Origin of the sequence: Flavobacterium sp. I-STPP5a, assembly GCF_009764685.1 — a bacterium.
Classification (GTDB): domain Bacteria; phylum Bacteroidota; class Bacteroidia; order Flavobacteriales; family Flavobacteriaceae; genus Flavobacterium.
This window is the reverse complement of record NZ_VHLM01000019.1, coordinates 143,710-162,250: the sequence shown is the minus strand read 5'-3', so window position 1 is coordinate 162,250 and position 18,541 is coordinate 143,710. Positions and strand designations below refer to the sequence as shown.

Sequence of the window (18,541 nt, the reverse complement as noted above, 5' to 3'; positions counted from 1 at the left end):
CTTGCAACGAATAGCTGGAACAGGCACCTAATTTATTTATTCTTAAAAAAAGACGGTAACAAATGAAACATTTCTTAAATTTGTTCGTCTAACCCATTATAGTGTGCAAAAATAGGGTATTTTAAAATATGTCGAAAGTAAAATATTATTACGATTCTGAAAATCTAGCCTACAGGAAAATAAAAACACAAAAAAGGAGAAAATTTGGTGTTGTTATTCTATTTATACTAGCTGCCGCGTTGTTTGGTTTTTTGAGTTTTATCATTTTGTTGAACACCCCATTTTTTGAAACACCAAAAGACCGCTTGCAAGCCCGAGAGATTGAAAATTTAAAATTAAATTATGCCATTCTCAATAAAAAAATGGATCAGGTGAACGGTGCGCTTGACGCAATAGAAGAACGTGACAACAATGTTTATAGGGTGTATTTTAACAAAACTGCAATCCCAGACTCTATTAGGAAAGCTGGTTTTCAGGGTAAAAATAGATATGAATTGCTGGAAGGTTATAATAATTCACAATTAGTCATCAATACCACCAAAAGGATTGATGTTATGAGTAAACAATTAGCCATTCAATCAAAGTCACTAGACGAAATTTTAAAATTAGCAGCAGCTAAAAGTGAATTTTTGTCAGCTATTCCTGCCATTCAACCGGTACGAAATGAGAACTTAAAACACATGGCATCTGGTTTTGGATACCGAACAGATCCTTTTACGAAAGCTCGTAAAATGCATGAAGGCATGGATTTTACAGCCAAAAGTGGAACACCAATTTATGCTACTGGTGATGGTGTTGTGGCAAAAGCGGACAATACAGCATCAGGCTACGGAAATCATATTGTAATTCGGCACGGATTTGGATATGAAACTTTATACGCACACTTGAGCAAGTACAATACAAGAGCAGGACAGCGTGTAAAAAGAGGTGACATTATAGGTTACGTAGGAAGTACTGGCCGATCAGAAGCTCCGCATTTACATTATGAAGTGTTGAAAGATAAAAAGGTAGTAAACCCACTTAATTTTTATTACGGAAACATATCGGCGGTTGAATATGTAGCTATTTCACAATTAGCGAATCAAGAAAACCAGTCGCTGGATTAGGATAGTGAGATGTGAAATGTGAGTTGTGAAAAGTGAGTTGTGAAAGATGAAATTTCATTGGATAACAAAATTAGAATTACAAAAAATTAGAAAATAGATAAAAATGCACATTGAGCTTTCAAAAGACAAACGATACTACAGCATAGGCGAAGTAGCCAAAGCTTTTGATGTAAATGCATCACTCATTCGGTTTTGGGATAGTGAGTTTGATATTTTGAAACCAAAGAAGAATGCAAAAGGCAATAGAATGTTTACGCCTGAGGATATTACTAATTTGCAATTGATTTATCACCTTGTCAAAGAAAGAGGATTTACACTAGAAGGTGCTAAGACCCATTTGAAAGAAGGCCAAAAGAAAACTTTGGATAAATTTGAAATTATTAGAAAACTAGAATCAATACGAATGCAATTAACCAACATAAAAAACGAACTTTAAAACAAACCTCACCCGCGTGAGAAAAACTAAATAACTAAATTTTAAACACTAAATTAAACAAACATGAGAAGATTTTTGCCTTGGATTATAGTAGGAGGATTAGTTGTAGTAGCTATAATGTACTACATCAATGTAACTAACGGAGCTGTTGTAGTAGATCAATCAGTTAAAAAAGAATGGGGTAATGTAGAAACTTCGTACCAAAGAAGAAATGATTTAATTGGCAACCTAGTAAACACTGTAAAAGGAGCAGCTGATTTTGAAAAAGAAACCTTAACAGCTGTTATAGAAGCACGTGCTAAAGCTACCTCTGTAACAATTGACCCAGCAAACGTGAGCCCAGAACAATTAGCAGCGTTCAACTCAGCTCAAAGCGGGGTGAGTAGCTCTTTGTCTAAATTATTAGTTTCTGTAGAACGCTATCCTGAATTGAAAGCAAATTCAAATTTCATGAAATTGCAAGACGAATTAGCGAGCACAGAGAATCAAATTTTAACAGCAAGAACACGTTTTAACGAGTCGGTTGAAGTATACAACAATTATGTTTTGAAAAATCCTAGAAAATTGTTTTTATCAGACTACAAAGAAAAAGCAGCCTTTAAAGCTGTTGCAGGAGCTGAAAAACCTGTTGAAGTAAAATTCTAAACCTTATTTTTTATTTTGAATAACGATTTTTGATTACTACTAGCAAACTAGTGGGATTGAAAATCGTTATTTTTCACTCAAAACTATTTCCGATGTCAAAAGTAGAAGATTTTTTAACCAAAGAAGAGGAACAAGAAATTGTAACAGCTATTTGTAATGCTGAAAAAAACACTTCGGGCGAGATTAGAGTTCACATCGAAAAAACCACCACTATGGATCATTTTGATCGTGCTATGGAAGTTTTTAACGAACTTAAAATGGATGCAACTGAACTCCAAAATGGTGTTTTGATCTATCTAGCGGTTGAAGATCGTAATTTTGTCATTTGCGGTGATAAAGGAATCAACGATGCTGTAAAAAGTGATTTTTGGGACAGTACTCGTGATGTAATGGTAGCGCACTTCAAACAAGGTAATTTTAAACAAGGACTTATTGATGGCATTACAAGTGCTGGGCAACAATTGCAACACTATTTTCCTTGGCAAGAAGGTGATACAAATGAATTATCAAACGAAATATCTAGAGGATAATGGTAGTACAAAAAAAGAATGCCTTGTTGTATCTAAAACTATTTGTCACTTTATTTTTCGCACAAATAAGCTTTGCACAATTTACAATTCCGGAAAAACCTACTTTTCAAACTTCAGTATATGATTACGCTAAGGTTTTAAGCGAAAGCGAAAAAGCACAGCTTGAGGAAAAATTAGTCAAATATGCAGACTCAACCACTACTCAAATTGTTGTTATTACCATTGAAAGCCTTAAGGGCGAAGACATAGGGATTCTTACTCCTAAATGGGGGCAAACTTGGGGAATTGGAGGCACTGCACAAAATGATAATGGTGTTCTTATTTTATTAGCAAAAGCGGAACGAAAAATATGGATTTCAGCAGGATATGGTCTTGAAGATCGATTGACGGCCGGAATTGGCGGTGAAATAACTCGAAACATTATTATTCCCGAATTTAAAGCCGGAAGTTATTACAATGGACTTGATAAAGGAACTGATGCACTTTTTGATGTTTTTAAAGGGAAATATAAAGGGAAACGCGTAGACAAATCAAAAGAAAAAAAATTCCCCATTGTTCCCATTATTGTGATTATAGTAGTTATCATCGTACTAGCTTCTCGAAACAAAGGCGGTGGCAACTCTGGAAATCGCGGCGGTGGCTTTGGCCCTAGCCTTATGGATGTCATCATACTTAGCAGTCTTGGCCGTGGTGGCGGAGGCGGAGGTTTTGGTGGTGGTTCTTCTGGAGGAGGATTTGGCGGAGGCGGATTCGGTGGTGGATTTGGCGGAGGCGGTTTTTCTGGAGGAGGATCTGGAGGCGACTGGTAAAACACATACAATTAATTAAAAGCTGCAACTGCAGCTTTTTTTGTTTCTAAACAGCACTTTACGATAGTTTATTACTGTTTAAAAGGCAACACCTCGATAGAAAAATTAAACTTCTTTTTAATTTATTTAGTAGTAATAATTTTATCTTTGAATAAAAAACTAAATTTTAAATAATGAAAAAATTAAAATTATCGCATGGTATTGCAATCCTAATGTTGTGCATTGGATTTCAAGGTTACTCCCAATTTAGCGGTTGGAAAGAAAAAGTATTACAAGCAGGCGCTGCATTAGGAGCCAAAAAAATGGGACTTGATCAAGTACTAAAAAAACCAGAATCTATTACGACCTCATTTGAAGATGTAGATCAAACAGGATCAAAATTACCTGATTTACTGGTGGTCAAAAATGTACAGCCTTTATATTTATTACCAAAAGCTACTGAAGGCGGTTTTGTATTGTGCGATGGCTTTTATGAAATGAGTGCCAAAAGTTATTGTTTAAAAGCAGGTACCTTTGCCCCTTCTCAAGGCGATGGGTACATGTACGCACCCACTCTAGGACCTAAGCAAGAAATTATAACTACAATTTTAAAAAATGCCGAAAAACATCCTGAAATAAAGCAGCAGAACATTCAAGAATTATTATGGGCTATAATTGCTAAATCCCGTTTTGCCGATTTCAGTGGACAACTAAAACTAACAGCTATCGCTCTTTTGAGTACAGCTGAATTAACGCACCTTGAAGGTGGTATGTTAGGCCTATTGCCTGCTAGCCTTATGAATCAAGCAAAATCAAAACTTCCTGAAGCGGTTCAAAATGTTTTTGAAGCCGAAAATAACATTCGACAAATGGTTGCTAATGGAAATTACACCTACGCCGAAATGGAAAAATACGCCATTATTGCGGGTATGGCACCTGTACGCACTGATATTCCAAGTGGGATTTGGACTTTACATCCTGATGGATACTACATTCGGTATTACCCGTCCGGTTACGCTATAACCAAAGTGCAAATTTATGTTCCAAAAACAATATTGGCTGCTGGAAAACGAATCGTTTATGATGCGACTAATGACATTGCCTGTCCGGCAAATGTAGGTTCACAACGACTAGCACAAACAAACGAACCGTTAAATCCAAATTACGCTATTAAGTTGAAAAGCAGCTGCAAATAAATTTATGAAGTACTTGTAACTCAAAAAAGGATAAAGCTGCTACAGGCTTCTTTATCCTTTTTTAATTTAACGGTAAGCAATCTCATTAATAACAAAAATCCTGAAGGTCTATAAACTTCATCGTTTAAGTTGATTCGTTTAAAAAAACAAGTATCTTTAACCTCGTTTTTAAACACTAAAAAAAGCGTAATACGAATACCAAATGCTTTCACAAAAAACCAAATATGCCCTTAAAGCACTGCTCTATCTAGCCGAGCAGGACGCAGAGCATATCTCTAAAACAATTGAAATTGCTGAGGCAGCTTCTATTCCAAAAAAGTTTTTGGAACAGATTTTATTGGATCTAAAACGGGGTCATTTTGTGGGTAGCAAGCAAGGGAAATTTGGAGGTTATTATCTTCTAAAATCAGGAAATGACATCACTCTAGCTGATATTCATCGGCTTTTTGATGGTGCAATCGCTTTACTGCCTTGCGCCTCTTTAAATTTTTATGAGCCTTGTTCAGATTGTAAAACAGAGTCTGAATGCAGCCTGCGCCATGGTTTAATGCTTATTCGAGATGAGACCTTAAAGGCCATGCAAGGCATTACTATTGCTTCGTTAATACATCGTTAAAAAAATATTTTTTAAACTCGACTAATTTTATAGAATTTATATATATTTGCATTTTTAATAGCTATTCCAATTACTCCAGCAACATGAGAATTGGTCCTGTATTTCCTCACTTGTTATCTTTATTTTTTTGATGATTGACTTTAAAAAATTATTCCTGCTACTCCTTATTTGCTCTGCTACGTCAAATGCACAAACCGTAAAAAAAGTAGACCACCAAAGTATTGTTTGGACGCGCTATTACAATCAATTGCTGTTGAGTGAAAAATGGTCTTTGCATTCTGAAATTGACAATAGAGTTTTTACAAAACCCATTCAGCAAAATGTCTATGTGTTGCGCCTGCAAGGACGCTACAGAATAAACAGCCATCTGGAAACAGGTGCTGGTTTAGCTCATTTTTCGGTTACTACACAAATACCTGAAATCAATCCCGACTTTAGAATTCCTGAATATCGCGGGCAACAAGACTTGACTTGGAGAATCAGCGGCAAAAAACTAGTACTCAATCAGCGTTTTCAGGTGGAGGAACGTTTTATTCACAATGCTAATTCCTCAGGATTACTACCAGGAAATACTTTTTCATGGCGTTTTAGATACCGCCTGCAAGGAGATTATACGTTTTGGAAAAAAGAAGACCAAGCAGTAAAAGCCATTCTCTCTGATGAAATCATGTTCAATGCTGGGAAATCAACCCATAAAAACACCTTTGACCAAAACAGAATTTACGCAGCGATACATTTTCAAGCTAGCAACCATTTTTCGTATGAGTTAGGCTACCTCAACAGCTATCAAAGACGCCCTAGCGGTGTTTACTTTTTTGATCGTGATATTATCCGATTGAGTGTTTTTCATCGTTTGAATTGGAAAAATAAATCCTAAAAAAAATCCCGAATTTGTTCGGGATTATGGTTTTCGTGCTAGAGCAGGTTTATGACTAAATTAAGCCCATTATATAGATTTGCCATATCCTCCAAAGACAAAACTAATTTCAAATTAAGCCTAAAACCCAAATTACTTGACGCGTGTGTTAGCTAATAGCTTTTTTGTTAACTTCAATTATTTTTTCAAATTCAGAGTATCTTTTCATAGCAGTTTCTTTATTCAAATGACCAGGAAAACTATGTAATATTTTTTCATAGTCTATTTTCCCTAAAACTTTACAAATATAAGCTTCGTGAACAAAATTTAAATAATAAATAATACTACTTAAAGATTCGTGAAATGTTTTGAAATCTATATCTGCATTTATAAAAGTTTCAACATCGTGATAATTTGCCTTTATTCTCAATCGATACATTATGTTCAAAATTGTCGTTTCGGGAATTGTTTGATAGATTAAATTCCAATGATTTTTTGAAAATGATTTTCTGAATTCACCTTTTGCATTAAGAAACTTTTTGTCTTTATTGTTTTTTAATTTCTCTCTTTTATTTTCGGCTATTTTTTTTCGTGTAGATTTGAGAAACAATGCAATTTGTAATTGAGCTTCATCTAATGATTGAATTCTCGTTAAACCACAATAATCTTTTGGAAAACCGTTAAATGTTTCAATTCCGACATATTCATATTGTTCGTGTAACCCTTTACTAAAGAAACTTATCGCTTCTGGATAATGTCCGTCTTTTATAGAGTTTCCAAATATTTTTATTGATTTTTCGTGTTGTTCATTTGCTAATCCTTGAGTTTCGTGAAATGCAGTTAATGAAAGATAAATTGAATAATAAGCTTGTGGAAAGTTCCAATGCAAAGCAAACTTATAAAATTCTTCATTATTCGCCAAAGTTGTTAATGTAAAGGCATATTCTGTGCTCCACGAATTCCACAATAATTTTCTAATTGAATCCAAATCAAAATTTTCATTTCTCAATTTTAAACCATTAAAAAAAGCATTTTTTTTCAAATCAAAACGTTCTGTATTGCATTCAATATGATATGATACAGCAAAAAAATGATTAAAAAAAACTTGAGAAGGAATAGCTTTTTTTCTTTTTTCTTGTGCTTCTTTAAGTTTTTCGAATACGGTCATTTTATAAATTTCGGTTTTGATTTCTCTTCAGTTTGTTAAGCTATCACCTAATAAATACTTACCATAAAACAAATCCAGTCTATCCAAATATAGATAGCTTCATACCATTATAATAGCTCTTATTTCTACGAAAATAATCATAATAATTTTCTTAACAGTAGAAATCTTCAAATAACTCACAAATCTGTTAGTAAGTAATAAATACTACAAAAAAAAGCCCAAGAATAAAATCTTAGGCTTTTGGCATCTGTGATAACAAAAAAACCACTTCGTTACAAAGTGGTTTTCTAATTTTATTTCTCTCTAATATAAATATCGATTGGCACTCCTGAAAAATCCCAATTTTCTCTAATTTTATTTTCAAGGTAACGTTTGTACGGTTCCTTAACATATTGTGGCATGTTGGCAAAAAATACAAACTGAGGCGTTTGTGTAGGCAACTGCATGCAATATTTAATTTTTACATATTTCCCTTTGGTAGCTGGTGGCGGATAGGCCTCAATTACCTTAAGCATGAATTCGTTAAATTTAGATGTCGCAATACGCTGCTGTCTGTTTTCGTATACTTTTACCGTAGCTTCTAATGCTTTTAGCAAACGCTGCTTGGTCAAAGCCGAAACAAAAAGAATTGGCACATCCGTAAACGGCATTAATTCCTTCTTGATTTTCTCCTCGTAATCGCGGGTTGACATGGTATCTTTTTCAACCAAATCCCATTTGTTTACTAAGATTACAACTCCTTTGCGGTTTTTTTCGGCCAACCAAAAAATACTTTGGTCTTGCCCTTCAAATCCACGTGTGGCGTCAATTACAAGGATACAAATATCAGCGTGTTCAATAGCACGCACAGAACGCATTACCGAATAGAATTCTAAATCTTCCTTAACCTTAGCCTTACGACGAATTCCCGCAGTATCTACTAAGTTAAATTCAAACCCAAAACGGTCAAACTTCGTATCAATAGCATCACGCGTAGTACCCGCAATGTCCGTAACCATAAAACGTTCTTTACCAATCAAGGCATTGATAAAACTTGATTTACCAGCATTTGGTCGCCCAACCACTGCAAAACGAGGCAATACCACTTCCTCTTGAACAGGTTCTGGTTTTACCGGGAAAGCATCAATTAAAGCATCCAATAAATCTCCTGTTCCACTACCTGATATACTGGCAAACGTATAGTATTCACCTAAACCTAAATTGTAAAACTCTAAGGCATCTTTCTCACGCATGGCGTTGTCTACCTTGTTTACCGCTAGCAAAACTGGCTTAGTCACTTTACGCAACAAGCGCGCCACAACATCATCCATAGGCGTAATGCCTTCCTCAACATCAACCACAAAAATGATTACATCGGCCTCATCAATAGCCAGTTCTACTTGCTTGCGGATCTCGCCCTCAAACACGTCATCAGAACCTTTTATGTATCCTCCAGTATCAATTACAGAAAACTCTTTTCCGTTCCACTCGCTTTTACCATAGTTTCTATCGCGGGTCACCCCAGATACTGAATCTACAATAGCTTCTCTTCTTTGTATCAGCCTATTAAAAAGGGTCGATTTCCCTACATTAGGTCTTCCTACTATCGCAACAATGTTATTCATAATATAATTTGAAAATTCGTTTTTCCGAAACCTTATTTTTCCGTTTCGGGTGGCAAAGGTAGTGTTTAAAAGCGTGATTATCAATTTTTTTCGAATATTAGCCACATTAGCAAAACCTAACCACCTCATCTTCAAAACAAAACTCACAACCGTACCACTACCCTTTGTATTTATTCGTTCTTCGAATATTCTAAAATATCGCCTGGCTGGCAATCTAAGGCTTTACAAATAGCTTCCAAAGTGCTAAACCGAACCGCCTTAGCCTTTCCTGTTTTTAATATGGATAAATTAGACAAGGTCAAATCTACCTTCTCCGAGAGCTCGTTCAATGACATCTTGCGCTTGGCCATCATCACATCTAGGTTTACAATTATTGCCATAACTTAAATGGTTAGTTCGTTTTCTTGCTGCATTTCGATTCCCTTTTTTATAATTTGCCCAATTACCAATAAAATGACACTGGTAAACCACCACACATCACCACCTCCAAAACTTAAATCGGCAATGTTAGGCATTTGTAGTCCGCCCTCAATCAAATTCTTTGTAAAGCCTGCTCCCCACAAAGAAAAAAGCCCAATTCCGAAAGAAATAGTAGCCACCAAATCAATAAATTTTTTCAAAGAATTATTAAAAGGCTGTGCTAAATCAATTTTCTTACTGTGAAAAACAAGTACAATAGTATAAAACAAGACCGCTTTCAAGACCGCAACAATACACATTAAAACAGTCAAAGTCACATAATGCGACTTGTTGAAGTGATACAAAGCTGCCAAATCAATTGCTGTCCAAAACTTACTTGCCCCAGCAGGATTGAGCAGTAACGTAAAAACAGTGTTAAAAATAAAGCCACCCGCCTGGATACAAAGCCCCACAAAAATAATCCAAGATACCACTTGCACTACTTTAAAAACAAAATTGGTTTTTCTAGACATGATACAAAGTATTTAAAATTAAAACACAAATATAACGTTATTTATTGACAAGCAATAAAAATACATCCTTTATCAAAATATTTTTATCGCTTTTAAAATCTTTAGGAGCTTTTCCAGCGCTACAATACAACTCCTCGCGCCTCAAGGAGCTGTTGCAAAGCCCGTGCAGGAGCTTCCTTTGGTCGCTCTACACGCGCAGCAACAGCATCCTTTTTTCGCTCCGGGGTTTCCTTTTCGCTCTGGGCTAAAAAAAAAAAATCAGTACAAGAGACTAACTCCAGTACTGATTTTAAATATTGCATTTAAATGAAAACTAAAAGATTACAATCAATTCACTCCTCACCTCTCACTCCTCACTTTTCAATTCTCACTTTTCACTTCTCACTCCTCACTCCTCACTATTCACTCCTCACTATTCACTCCTCACTACTGATTATACCCAAAACGCTTCAACATATTCGCGTTGCTTCTCCAGTTTTTGTTCACTTTTACGTAAAGCTCAATGTGAATTTGTTTTCCAAAGAATTTCTCTAAATCTTCACGCGCCTCAGTTCCTACCTTTTTTAAAGCGGCACCTTTATGACCAATCACAATTCCTTTTTGAGTTTCGCGTTCCACCATAATCAAAGAACGAATGCGAATGATATTATCGTCTTCAAAAAATTCTTCGGTAACAATTTCAACTGCGTACGGAATCTCTTTGCTGTAATTCAACAAGATTTTTTCACGAATGGTTTCATTCACAAAAAAACGTTCTGGCTTATCCGTCAACTGATCTTTTGGATAATACGCTGGCGACTCTGGCAAAAGTGTAATGATTCTTTGAAAAACCTCAGGAACATTAAAATTTTGCAATGCTGATATTGGATATATTTCAGCATTCGGCACTTTCTCTGTCCAAAAAGCTACTTGTTGCTCTAATTGTTCTTGGTTCGAATTGTCAATTTTATTAAGCAATAGCAAAACTGGAATTTTCGAGTGGATGATTTTATTAAAAAACGCTTCATCCTTAAGTTCCTGCTCCCCTATTTCGACCATGTAAATCAACACATCAGCATCTTCAAAAGCCGATTTCACGAAGTTCATCATCGATTCCTGCATTTCGTACGCTGGCTTAATGATTCCTGGCGTATCCGATAAGATCATTTGAAAATCCTCACCGTTTACAATACCTAGAATTCTATGACGAGTTGTTTGTGCTTTTGAAGTAATAATTGATAATCGCTCTCCAACAAAGGCATTCATTAATGTTGATTTACCAACATTTGGATTCCCTATGATATTTACAAAACCTGCTTTATGTGACATTTGTAGTAAAATTTATGTCACAAAGGTAGTCATATCAAGTGAATAGACGAAATAAAACATTTTTTTAAAATAATGTTGTGAAATGCAGAAATTGATTGTATCTTTGCACCCGAAACAACGCGGGATAGAGCAGTAATGCTTTCGTAGGGTTTCATATCCGCCACGGCGGACACAGGTTCTGAAACATTGATTAAAAATATATCGCGGGATAGAGCAGTAGGCAGCTCGTCGGGCTCATAACCCGAAGGTCACAGGTTCGAGTCCTGTTCCCGCTACTAAGTAGCCTTATTGAGATTACAAAACGCACATCGCGGGATAGAGCAGTAGGCAGCTCGTCGGGCTCATATCCGCCACGGCGGACACAAGTTCAAAAAAAGTAATCTTATTGAAAGTACAAACGCACATCGCGGGATAGAGCAGTAGGCAGCTCGTCGGGCTCATAACCCGAAGGTCACAGGTTCGAGTCCTGTTCCCGCTACTAGAAAGCTTCAGAGAAATCTGGAGCTTTTTTTGTTCATCTTAGCTTTAATGAAGCTTGATTCAGATTGTAGAAACGAATTTGGAGGGCACATATCCGCCGCGGCGGACACAGGTTCGAGTCTCTTCCACGGCGGACTACTAGAAAGCTTCAGAGAGATCTGAAGCTTTTTTTGTTTATCTTAGCTTTGATGAAGCCTTATTCAGATTGTAGACACGAATTAGGAGGGCTCATATCCGCCACGGCGGACACAGATTCGACTCTCCACCAGTGCGAGACTACTATAAAAGCTTCAGAAAAAGCTGGCTTTTTTTTGTTTTTAAAAACTTTCCATCATGGATGAATTTGTGGTTTACATTTTATATTCTGAAAAATTCAATAAAAACTATACAGGATTTACATCTAACCTCATAGAACGTTTCAAATCACATAACGTTTTAGGCACCAAAGGACACACCTTGAAATTTAGACCTTGGACTGTAATTCATGTTGAATTTTTCTCTTCTAAAGCTGAAGCCATGAAAAGAGAAAAATATTTAAAGTCAGGAATTGGAAGGGAGTTTATTAAAAACTTAATTCTAAAATAAAAACTCGTCGGGCTCATATCCGCCAAGGCGGACTACTATAAAAGCTTCAGAGAAATCTGGAGCTTTTTTTGTTTATCTTAGCTTTGATGAAGCCTTATTCAGATTGTAGACACGAATTAGGAGGGCTCATATCCGCCACGGCGGACACAGATTCGACTCTCCACCAGTGCGAGACTACTATAAAAGCTTCAGAAAAAGCTGGCTTTTTTTTGTTTTTAAAAACTTTCTATCATGGATGAATTTGTGGTTTACATTTTATATTCTGAAAAATTCAATAAAAACTATACAGGATTTACATCTAACCTCATAGAACGTTTCAAATCACATAACGTTTTAGGCACTAAAGGATATACCTTGAAATTTAGACCTTGGACTGTAATTCATGTTGAATTTTTCTCTTCTAAAGCTGCAGCCATGAGAAGAGAAAAATATCTAAAGTCAGGAACAGGAAGAGAGTTTATTAAAAATTTAATTCTAAAATTATAACTCGTCGGGCTCTTATCCGCCGCGGCGGACACAGGTTCGAGTCTCCGCCACGGCGGACTACTAGAAAGCTTCAGAGAAATCTGAAGCTTTTTTTGTTTATCTTAGCTTTAATGAAGCTTGATTCAGATTGTAGAAACGAATTTGGAGGGCACATATCCGCCGCGGCGGACACAGGTTCGACTCTCCACCAGTGCGAGACTACTATAAAAGCTTCAGAAAAAGCTGGCTTTTTTTTGTTTTTAAAAACTTTCTACTATGGATGAATTTGTGGTTTACATTTTATATTCTGAAAAATTCAATAAAAACTATACAGGATTTACAACCCGATCGCTCGGATATGTAATTAAGTCTCTAATATACGATAGCGCGGATTTGCAATCCGTGCCCACAAAGCGAATCTGCGGTTATCTTTGATTTTTTAAAGTTTAACTCAGTTTCCGCATGCGAAGTCGGAGACATTCGCACAGCTTTTAAGAAGATACTCTTCGGAGAGCGGGGTTTTTTCAGTTGAAGGTTTTTCTTTTAAATTATTTCATTTTTTCTTTTTTAATCTTCCTCAAAATCGGAAGACTCTGATGAGCCTTTACTCACTAACACTTCATTAAAAACACATCCTTTTATTCCGTTAGACTCTAATGATTTTTTCGTGAAGTCAGAAACAAAAAGCATACTTGGTTTTTCAGCAATTCTAAATATTGAGGGAAAGCCATGAATAGGCTCTTTTAAAACTAATTTATTAATAATACCAATTTTTTCAGGGTTACTTCTCAAGGGTTTAAAAATAGAACTATCATAATCAAACGCCTTTATGTATTCTAAAACCTGTACAAATTGATAATCATTATTCTTTTTAATATTACTGTTTAGATTTCCTTCCTTGTCAAATATAACCCCCAAAAAAGTATCGTCTATAATTGTTGTATCTACTTTGTTCATTTCAAATTGATTATGATGTTCAATCAATAACACCATTTTTTTGCTCATCAATGGTACTGCAATATCAACAATCGGATAATCCGTATTTTTGGGTATTACATTAAAATTACCCTGTAAAATAATTTCATTTTTTAGAGTAAAAACATCAAGACCACTTATTTGAAATCTAAAATCATCAAGCCCTTCAAAAGGAATAACAGAACAATCCTCATCCATATCTAGTAGATGATCAAACTCCCAATTTAATTCGTATACTTTCATTAATTTAATTTTGAAGGTTTCCAATTTTCTAAAACATTTAAAGACATATCTTCAATATCATCAATCATATTAATTAATTGTTGATTTGTAAGATTCGATAAGTTGCTAGTCGAAGTTAAGTTATTCGCTCTGAGTACATCATCAATTTGATTTCTAATTTGAATATCATAATCCCGATCGCTCGGATATGCAATTAAGTCTCTAATGTACGATAGCGCGGATTTGCAATCCGTGCCTACAAAGCAAATCTACATGAAAATAAATTAAAACGTTGTGATTGTTTTATTTGTAGTCTTTGTTGTATTTCAAGTAAAAAATATCTAAAAAATAGAAAGTAATTTATCTTATATTAAAGACGTACTGTAGGCTTGGTTTCCACCCTAGCGAGGCTATTTTAGAATTAAGAAAGCTTATCCATATTACGGGTGCGAAGTCGGAGACATTCGCACAGATTTTGTAACGATATTCTTCGGATAGCGAGGGAGCGGAGGATTTAGTAAAGCTTGATTCAGTAAACAAAACATTCTTAAAAACCACATTTTGCTGCGCGAATGTCTCTGACTTCGCGTGAATTTATACTGTGTTGCACCGCAGATTCGCAGATTATGGCATTATTTAATCAGCGAATCTGCGGTTCTATTAAATTTCATAAAGATTATTAAGATTGAGGGTGCGAAGTCAGAGACATTCGCACAGCTTTTGATATGACACTTTTCTGAGAGAGCGGGAACTATTAAGAAAACACCACTTGAAAAAGCTGGTGTTTTTGCTTTTTAAAAACCTACAACAACTCTAATTCACTGGACTTTAAACCCAAAATTTGATTCTCGAAAAAAAAATTTAAAAAAAATTGCTTTTTTGAGGTAACAATTAATCTAGTTCTGTATCAAAAGGTAAACTTTAAAAAAATATATCTTATGAAAACGAAATCTATTTTAATTATTGCATTTTTCCTTTTGATCTCAAAATCTGTTTTTGCTCAAACCGCCTTCAAAGTAGAGGTAAAAGGAAAAGAAACTCCTGTAATGTTGTTTCCTGGTTTTGGTTGTACCGGTGAAGTTTGGAATGAAACAGTAGCCGAACTTTCTAAAACTAACGAATGTCATATTTTTACTTTTGCTGGATTTGGGAATGTCCCGCCAATTGAAACTCCTTGGTTGGCTACCATCAAAGATCAAGTCATATCTTATGTAAAAACAAAAAAACTTAAGAATGCTACATTAATTGGTCATAGTTTAGGAGGAACTTTAAGCTTGTGGTTAGCCTCTCAGGAAACTAATTTGTTCAAAAAATTAATTATCGTTGATGCTTTGCCTGCAACTGCCGCTTTGATGATTCCTAACTACAAGGGAGAAATTATACCGTATGACAATCCGCAAAGTAAAATGATGCTCAACATGGATCAAAAAGCGTTTGACGGAATGAATTCGCAGTCAACTTCTTTTATGTGCATGAACAAAGAAAAACAAAAAACTATTAATGAATGGATGCATCTTGTGGATCGAAAAACTTACGTTCACGGTTATATCGACATGCTAAATTTAGACCTGCGAAAAGAAATTTCTAAAATTAAAATTCCTGTTGTAATTTTAGCTGCTTCAAATCCAGATCTTACCACAGTACAAAACACCTATAAAGCCCAGTATGAAAATCTGCCTTCTGTTAAAATTGAGTATGCAGCAAACTCCGCTCATTTTGTTATGTACGATCAACCGGAATGGTTTATGAATAAAGTTAAACTTGAATTAAAATAAGGTGGCTAAAAAAGAACTATTCGACGAGATTTATTACAAGCATTACAATAAAGTATTTCGTTTGTGCAAAGGATATTTTTGTGGCGATACCGCATTGGCCTCTGATGCAACTCAGGAAATCTTCATCAAAGTCTGGGAGAAGTTAGACACTTTTAGAAATGAATCGAGTATCAGCACTTGGATTTACAGAATTACAGTAAACACTTGCCTTCTTTATTTGAGAAAATCATCTATAAAGAAAGAAATCAGGACCGATATCCTGCCTCAGGTTGTTGCAGAATCCTATTCGAATGAAAAAGATGAGCAGCTTAGACAAATGTATCAATGCATACAAAAATTGGAAGAAACGAACAAAATGATTATCCTAATGACTTTAGACGGTTTAGAATATCAGGAAATATCAGAAGTAATCGGGATAACCGAAGAAACTCTTCGCGTTAGAATTCATAGAATCAAAAAAAGTTTAACTCAATGTGTACAAAATGAAAACATTTGAAGAATTACAAAATATCTGGGATCAGCAGACAACATCTAAATCACAACCAACTCCCACCGAAATTATAAAAAAAGCGGAGTCACATACTAAAAAAATTAAACGCAGTCATTTATGGACCAGAATAATTTTAAGCTTGACCTCAATAATATTAATCTCTTATTATATTTGGGCTGGTGCTTATAGAAACATACAGTTTAGTATTGGCTTGTGCATTATGATTGTAATGCTTGTGAGCCGTGTAGCCTTAGAATGGATCAGTATAAAAAAGCTAGCCAATTTAAATACTGATCTCACATTAATAGAATACAGTAAACTAGCACATCAGTTTTATACTTGGAGAAAAAAAATACATTACATCCTTACACCTATCATTTACCTCACGTATACTGCTGGATTTACATTGCTTTTACCAGTTTTTAAAACCATTTTCTCAAGAGGCTTTTATCTTTACATTCTATTAAGCGGATATATTTTTTTATTTCTATTTGCATTTATCATGATACGATTCATCCAAAAGGAAATAAAACTTTTGCACTTCTTGAAAAACATTTCGTAAAAAACAATTGGTAGCTATTGTACCGTTTACCATTACTAGAAAAGCTTCGGAAAAATCTGGAGCTTTTCTAGTTTATATCTTTATTTTTGAATATCCGCTTATTTTGGTGTTTAGATTGCAGGTGCGAAGTTAGAGACATTGGCACAGCTTCTGGCAAAACACTCTTTGGAGAGCGGGAAAATCTGCTAAAATAATGATCTAAATAAACATTTAAATTCAGTGCTTCAAACATAACAGAAATATAGAAACCAAACGAGCCAACCTGTCTTAAAACCTCTTCATAAAAAAACCTGCAATTTCTTGCAGGTTTAATTCAACTACGTTTATTAAATTTAATCTAAAACCAACTATTACGTAAAACTATTTAATCTTCGGATACAATAGCAGAATTTCGGTCTGAATTTACTTTTAATGCTACTGCCAAGCCTTTTTCATTTAACATCGTCATATTCATAATATCTAATAAAGCTAAATCTTTAGATACAAATCCATTAAATTTATTATAGGACAAATTCATTTCTTTAAGATGATTAAGTTTTCTTAATTCTACAGGAATTTGACCATTCATATTGTTATCAAACAAGCTTAAGTTTTCTAAAAAAACCATGTTTTGAACATCCTTGCTAAGACTCCCTACCAATTTATTACTGTTCAACATCAAGGTTTTCAAACCTTTTAATTCGTATAATGATATAGGAATTTCACCTGTAAGTTCATTACTAAACAACGATAACGTTTCTAATTTTTGTAATTGTCCTAATCGTGCTGGAAGATTTCCAGACAAGGCATTCATGTATAATTCTAGAGTATTTAAACTTTCTAACTGACATAAAGAAGTTGGTATAGATCCAAATAATTGATTGAAAGAAAGATTTAAAACGCGCAATAATTTCAATTTTCCTAATGATTGTGGAATATCTCCAGTAAGTTGATTTTTGTGTAAATTTAAAAGCTGTAAATTTACTAAATTCGAAATTTCACTAGGAATCTTACCCGTTAAATTATTATCTGATAAGTCTAAAGCAACCACTTTATCATCCTGAATTTTAACACCATACCAAGCTGTAACGGTTGCGTTTAAATCCCACTTCACTTTCCATTGCTGACCACCAGTAGCATGATACAATTTAATCAGAGCCTCTTTTTCTTTTGGTGAAATTGCAGCAAAGATTACATTACTGCTTAATAAAATCAAAAATAATAGTAAAGCTTTTTTCATGTCCTAAAAATTATATTACTTATTAACATAAAATTAGTTTTTTTACAGCTGTATAGCAAATAAAATCGACGAAATACATCTTTTTTACTTATTAATAACATAATTTCTTACGCATTTATGCTTTTGATTTAAGAATTTAGATTTTATAACTCTTAACTCGAAAAATCAAACAAAGGAAACTTCAGTACCAATTGCTACCAAAACACAAAACACTAGCAGTCAATATCCTAAGATTATTCCCTGGTATTAAATTACACAATTGCATTTATAGCCGTTGCAAGTTCAATGTCTTTAATTGTTACTCCACCTGCATCATGCGTACTGAGTTTAAGGTGCACCTTATTATAGGAATTTGACCAATCTGGATGGTGATTAACAGACGAAGCAATAATACCTACTTGAACGATAAACCCCATGGCTTGATTAAAATTCTTAAAAACATATTTTTTCTCTAAAGCATTTTCGATAAAATTCCAATCTTGCAATGCAACTAATTCTTTTTGAATAGTCGTTTCGGTATATGTTTTCATAATCGTTCTTTGAATTAAATCTCTAAATGTATATTGATAAAGGTACAACTATT

21 protein-coding genes and 2 tRNA genes are annotated in these 18,541 nt (G+C 34.6%); 15 read left to right on the top strand and 8 right to left on the bottom strand.

From position 1 onward, the window contains the following. The first annotated feature begins 128 nt into the window (after window positions 1–128). From FJV36_RS04970 to FJV36_RS04935, 8 genes are all read left to right on the top strand, one after another. On the top strand, window positions 129–1,106 hold the full coding sequence (locus tag FJV36_RS04970) for a M23 family metallopeptidase (RefSeq protein ID WP_158729644.1): 978 nt from the start codon (window positions 129–131) through the stop codon (window positions 1,104–1,106). A 103-nt stretch (window positions 1,107–1,209) separates the two neighbouring features. Continuing rightward, entirely contained in the window at window positions 1,210–1,542 is a 333-nt protein-coding gene (locus FJV36_RS04965; protein WP_158980878.1) for a MerR family transcriptional regulator, read from the top strand. Between the two features lie 63 nt (window positions 1,543–1,605). Continuing rightward, entirely contained in the window at window positions 1,606–2,187 is a 582-nt protein-coding gene (locus FJV36_RS04960) for a LemA family protein (protein ID WP_158729642.1), read from the top strand. Window positions 2,188–2,279: 92 nt separating this feature from the next. Further along, the gene (locus tag FJV36_RS04955; RefSeq protein ID WP_144889153.1) at window positions 2,280–2,717 is read left to right on the top strand and encodes a TPM domain-containing protein; all 438 of its coding nucleotides are present in this window, start codon (window positions 2,280–2,282) and stop codon (window positions 2,715–2,717) included. Next, a complete protein-coding gene (locus FJV36_RS04950; protein ID WP_158729641.1) occupies window positions 2,717–3,526 on the top strand; it encodes a YgcG family protein in 810 nt (269 codons plus the stop codon). Before FJV36_RS04955 ends, FJV36_RS04950 begins: the two co-directional genes overlap by 1 nt. Before the next feature lie 173 nt (window positions 3,527–3,699). Further along, window positions 3,700–4,701, top strand: a complete 1,002-nt coding sequence (locus FJV36_RS04945; RefSeq protein WP_158729640.1) for a hypothetical protein — start codon at window positions 3,700–3,702, stop codon at window positions 4,699–4,701. 202 nt (window positions 4,702–4,903) lie between these two features. After that, the gene (locus FJV36_RS04940; RefSeq protein WP_158729639.1) at window positions 4,904–5,317 is read left to right on the top strand and encodes an Rrf2 family transcriptional regulator; all 414 of its coding nucleotides are present in this window, start codon (window positions 4,904–4,906) and stop codon (window positions 5,315–5,317) included. A 130-nt stretch (window positions 5,318–5,447) separates the two neighbouring features. Continuing rightward, a complete protein-coding gene (locus FJV36_RS04935) occupies window positions 5,448–6,194 on the top strand; it encodes a DUF2490 domain-containing protein (RefSeq protein WP_158729638.1) in 747 nt (248 codons plus the stop codon). Window positions 6,195–6,342: 148 nt separating this feature from the next. On the opposite strand, the gene FJV36_RS04930 is transcribed toward FJV36_RS04935, so the two are convergent. The 5 genes from FJV36_RS04930 to era all read right to left on the bottom strand — a co-directional run bounded on the left by FJV36_RS04930 (window position 6,343) and on the right by era (window position 11,185). Beyond that, complete coding sequence (locus tag FJV36_RS04930) at window positions 6,343–7,341, bottom strand: hypothetical protein (protein WP_158729637.1); 999 nt, start codon at window positions 7,339–7,341, stop codon at window positions 6,343–6,345. Window positions 7,342–7,634: 293 nt separating this feature from the next. Then, a complete protein-coding gene (gene der, locus FJV36_RS04925) occupies window positions 7,635–8,945 on the bottom strand; it encodes a ribosome biogenesis GTPase Der (protein ID WP_144889166.1) in 1,311 nt (436 codons plus the stop codon). Window positions 8,946–9,115: 170 nt separating this feature from the next. Continuing rightward, on the bottom strand, window positions 9,116–9,325 hold the full coding sequence (locus tag FJV36_RS04920) for a helix-turn-helix transcriptional regulator (protein ID WP_086453359.1): 210 nt from the start codon (window positions 9,323–9,325) through the stop codon (window positions 9,116–9,118). 3 nt (window positions 9,326–9,328) lie between these two features. Then, the gene (locus tag FJV36_RS04915; RefSeq protein WP_158729636.1) at window positions 9,329–9,877 is read right to left on the bottom strand and encodes a DUF2975 domain-containing protein; all 549 of its coding nucleotides are present in this window, start codon (window positions 9,875–9,877) and stop codon (window positions 9,329–9,331) included. A 426-nt stretch (window positions 9,878–10,303) separates the two neighbouring features. Then, the gene (gene era, locus FJV36_RS04910) at window positions 10,304–11,185 is read right to left on the bottom strand and encodes a GTPase Era (protein ID WP_144889172.1); all 882 of its coding nucleotides are present in this window, start codon (window positions 11,183–11,185) and stop codon (window positions 10,304–10,306) included. Between the two features lie 202 nt (window positions 11,186–11,387). On the opposite strand from era, the gene FJV36_RS04905 reads away from it, so the two are divergent. The 4 genes from FJV36_RS04905 to FJV36_RS04890 all read left to right on the top strand — a co-directional run bounded on the left by FJV36_RS04905 (window position 11,388) and on the right by FJV36_RS04890 (window position 12,736). Then, window positions 11,388–11,460, top strand: a tRNA-Met gene (locus FJV36_RS04905). A gap of 130 nt (window positions 11,461–11,590) precedes the next feature. Continuing rightward, a tRNA-Met gene (locus FJV36_RS04900) sits at window positions 11,591–11,663 on the top strand. A gap of 335 nt (window positions 11,664–11,998) precedes the next feature. Then, window positions 11,999–12,250 (top strand): GIY-YIG nuclease family protein, encoded by a 252-nt coding sequence (locus FJV36_RS04895; protein ID WP_158729635.1) that lies wholly within the window; start codon window positions 11,999–12,001, stop codon window positions 12,248–12,250. A 231-nt stretch (window positions 12,251–12,481) separates the two neighbouring features. Further along, on the top strand, window positions 12,482–12,736 hold the full coding sequence (locus tag FJV36_RS04890; protein ID WP_158729634.1) for a GIY-YIG nuclease family protein: 255 nt from the start codon (window positions 12,482–12,484) through the stop codon (window positions 12,734–12,736). A 546-nt stretch (window positions 12,737–13,282) separates the two neighbouring features. On the opposite strand, the gene FJV36_RS04885 is transcribed toward FJV36_RS04890, so the two are convergent. Continuing rightward, complete coding sequence (locus FJV36_RS04885; protein WP_158729633.1) at window positions 13,283–13,933, bottom strand: imm11 family protein; 651 nt, start codon at window positions 13,931–13,933, stop codon at window positions 13,283–13,285. A 917-nt stretch (window positions 13,934–14,850) separates the two neighbouring features. Between FJV36_RS04885 and FJV36_RS04880 the strand changes: the two genes are divergently transcribed. Genes FJV36_RS04880 through FJV36_RS04870 form a run of 3 tightly spaced genes read left to right on the top strand, consistent with a single transcriptional unit; the run spans window position 14,851 to window position 16,739 of the window. Then, window positions 14,851–15,687 (top strand): alpha/beta fold hydrolase, encoded by an 837-nt coding sequence (locus tag FJV36_RS04880; RefSeq protein WP_158729632.1) that lies wholly within the window; start codon window positions 14,851–14,853, stop codon window positions 15,685–15,687. A 1-nt stretch (window position 15,688) separates the two neighbouring features. After that, a complete protein-coding gene (locus tag FJV36_RS04875; protein ID WP_158729631.1) occupies window positions 15,689–16,183 on the top strand; it encodes an RNA polymerase sigma factor in 495 nt (164 codons plus the stop codon). Continuing rightward, window positions 16,170–16,739: a hypothetical protein gene (locus FJV36_RS04870; RefSeq protein ID WP_158729630.1), complete on the top strand. Its 570-nt coding sequence runs from the start codon at window positions 16,170–16,172 to the stop codon at window positions 16,737–16,739. Before FJV36_RS04875 ends, FJV36_RS04870 begins: the two co-directional genes overlap by 14 nt. 364 nt (window positions 16,740–17,103) lie before the next feature. Here FJV36_RS04870 and FJV36_RS04865 read toward each other — a convergent pair whose 3' ends face one another. Together FJV36_RS04865 and FJV36_RS04860 are read right to left on the bottom strand one after the other, a co-directional pair. Then, window positions 17,104–17,958, bottom strand: a complete 855-nt coding sequence (locus FJV36_RS04865) for a leucine-rich repeat domain-containing protein (RefSeq protein ID WP_158729629.1) — start codon at window positions 17,956–17,958, stop codon at window positions 17,104–17,106. A 251-nt stretch (window positions 17,959–18,209) separates the two neighbouring features. After that, window positions 18,210–18,488 carry a 4a-hydroxytetrahydrobiopterin dehydratase gene (locus FJV36_RS04860; protein ID WP_158729628.1) on the bottom strand — a complete coding sequence of 93 codons (279 nt, stop codon included), beginning with the start codon at window positions 18,486–18,488 and terminating at the stop codon, window positions 18,210–18,212. Between the last annotated feature and the right edge of the window lie 53 nt (window positions 18,489–18,541).

Coding starts and splice junctions, on each gene's coding strand:
- FJV36_RS04970 (WP_158729644.1), top strand. CDS start 129: ATGTCGAAAGTAAAATATTATTACGATTCTGAAAATCTAGCCTACAGG.
- FJV36_RS04965 (WP_158980878.1), top strand. CDS start 1,210: ATGCACATTGAGCTTTCAAAAGACAAACGATACTACAGCATAGGCGAA.
- FJV36_RS04960 (WP_158729642.1), top strand. CDS start 1,606: ATGAGAAGATTTTTGCCTTGGATTATAGTAGGAGGATTAGTTGTAGTA.
- FJV36_RS04955 (WP_144889153.1), top strand. CDS start 2,280: ATGTCAAAAGTAGAAGATTTTTTAACCAAAGAAGAGGAACAAGAAATT.
- FJV36_RS04950 (WP_158729641.1), top strand. CDS start 2,717: ATGGTAGTACAAAAAAAGAATGCCTTGTTGTATCTAAAACTATTTGTC.
- FJV36_RS04945 (WP_158729640.1), top strand. CDS start 3,700: ATGAAAAAATTAAAATTATCGCATGGTATTGCAATCCTAATGTTGTGC.
- FJV36_RS04940 (WP_158729639.1), top strand. CDS start 4,904: ATGCTTTCACAAAAAACCAAATATGCCCTTAAAGCACTGCTCTATCTA.
- FJV36_RS04935 (WP_158729638.1), top strand. CDS start 5,448: ATGATTGACTTTAAAAAATTATTCCTGCTACTCCTTATTTGCTCTGCT.
- FJV36_RS04930 (WP_158729637.1), bottom strand. CDS start 7,341: ATGACCGTATTCGAAAAACTTAAAGAAGCACAAGAAAAAAGAAAAAAA.
- der (WP_144889166.1), bottom strand. CDS start 8,945: ATGAATAACATTGTTGCGATAGTAGGAAGACCTAATGTAGGGAAATCG.
- FJV36_RS04920 (WP_086453359.1), bottom strand. CDS start 9,325: ATGGCAATAATTGTAAACCTAGATGTGATGATGGCCAAGCGCAAGATG.
- FJV36_RS04915 (WP_158729636.1), bottom strand. CDS start 9,877: ATGTCTAGAAAAACCAATTTTGTTTTTAAAGTAGTGCAAGTGGTATCT.
- era (WP_144889172.1), bottom strand. CDS start 11,185: ATGTCACATAAAGCAGGTTTTGTAAATATCATAGGGAATCCAAATGTT.
- FJV36_RS04895 (WP_158729635.1), top strand. CDS start 11,999: ATGGATGAATTTGTGGTTTACATTTTATATTCTGAAAAATTCAATAAA.
- FJV36_RS04890 (WP_158729634.1), top strand. CDS start 12,482: ATGGATGAATTTGTGGTTTACATTTTATATTCTGAAAAATTCAATAAA.
- FJV36_RS04885 (WP_158729633.1), bottom strand. CDS start 13,933: ATGAAAGTATACGAATTAAATTGGGAGTTTGATCATCTACTAGATATG.
- FJV36_RS04880 (WP_158729632.1), top strand. CDS start 14,851: ATGAAAACGAAATCTATTTTAATTATTGCATTTTTCCTTTTGATCTCA.
- FJV36_RS04870 (WP_158729630.1), top strand. CDS start 16,170: ATGAAAACATTTGAAGAATTACAAAATATCTGGGATCAGCAGACAACA.
- FJV36_RS04865 (WP_158729629.1), bottom strand. CDS start 17,958: ATGAAAAAAGCTTTACTATTATTTTTGATTTTATTAAGCAGTAATGTA.
- FJV36_RS04860 (WP_158729628.1), bottom strand. CDS start 18,488: ATGAAAACATATACCGAAACGACTATTCAAAAAGAATTAGTTGCATTG.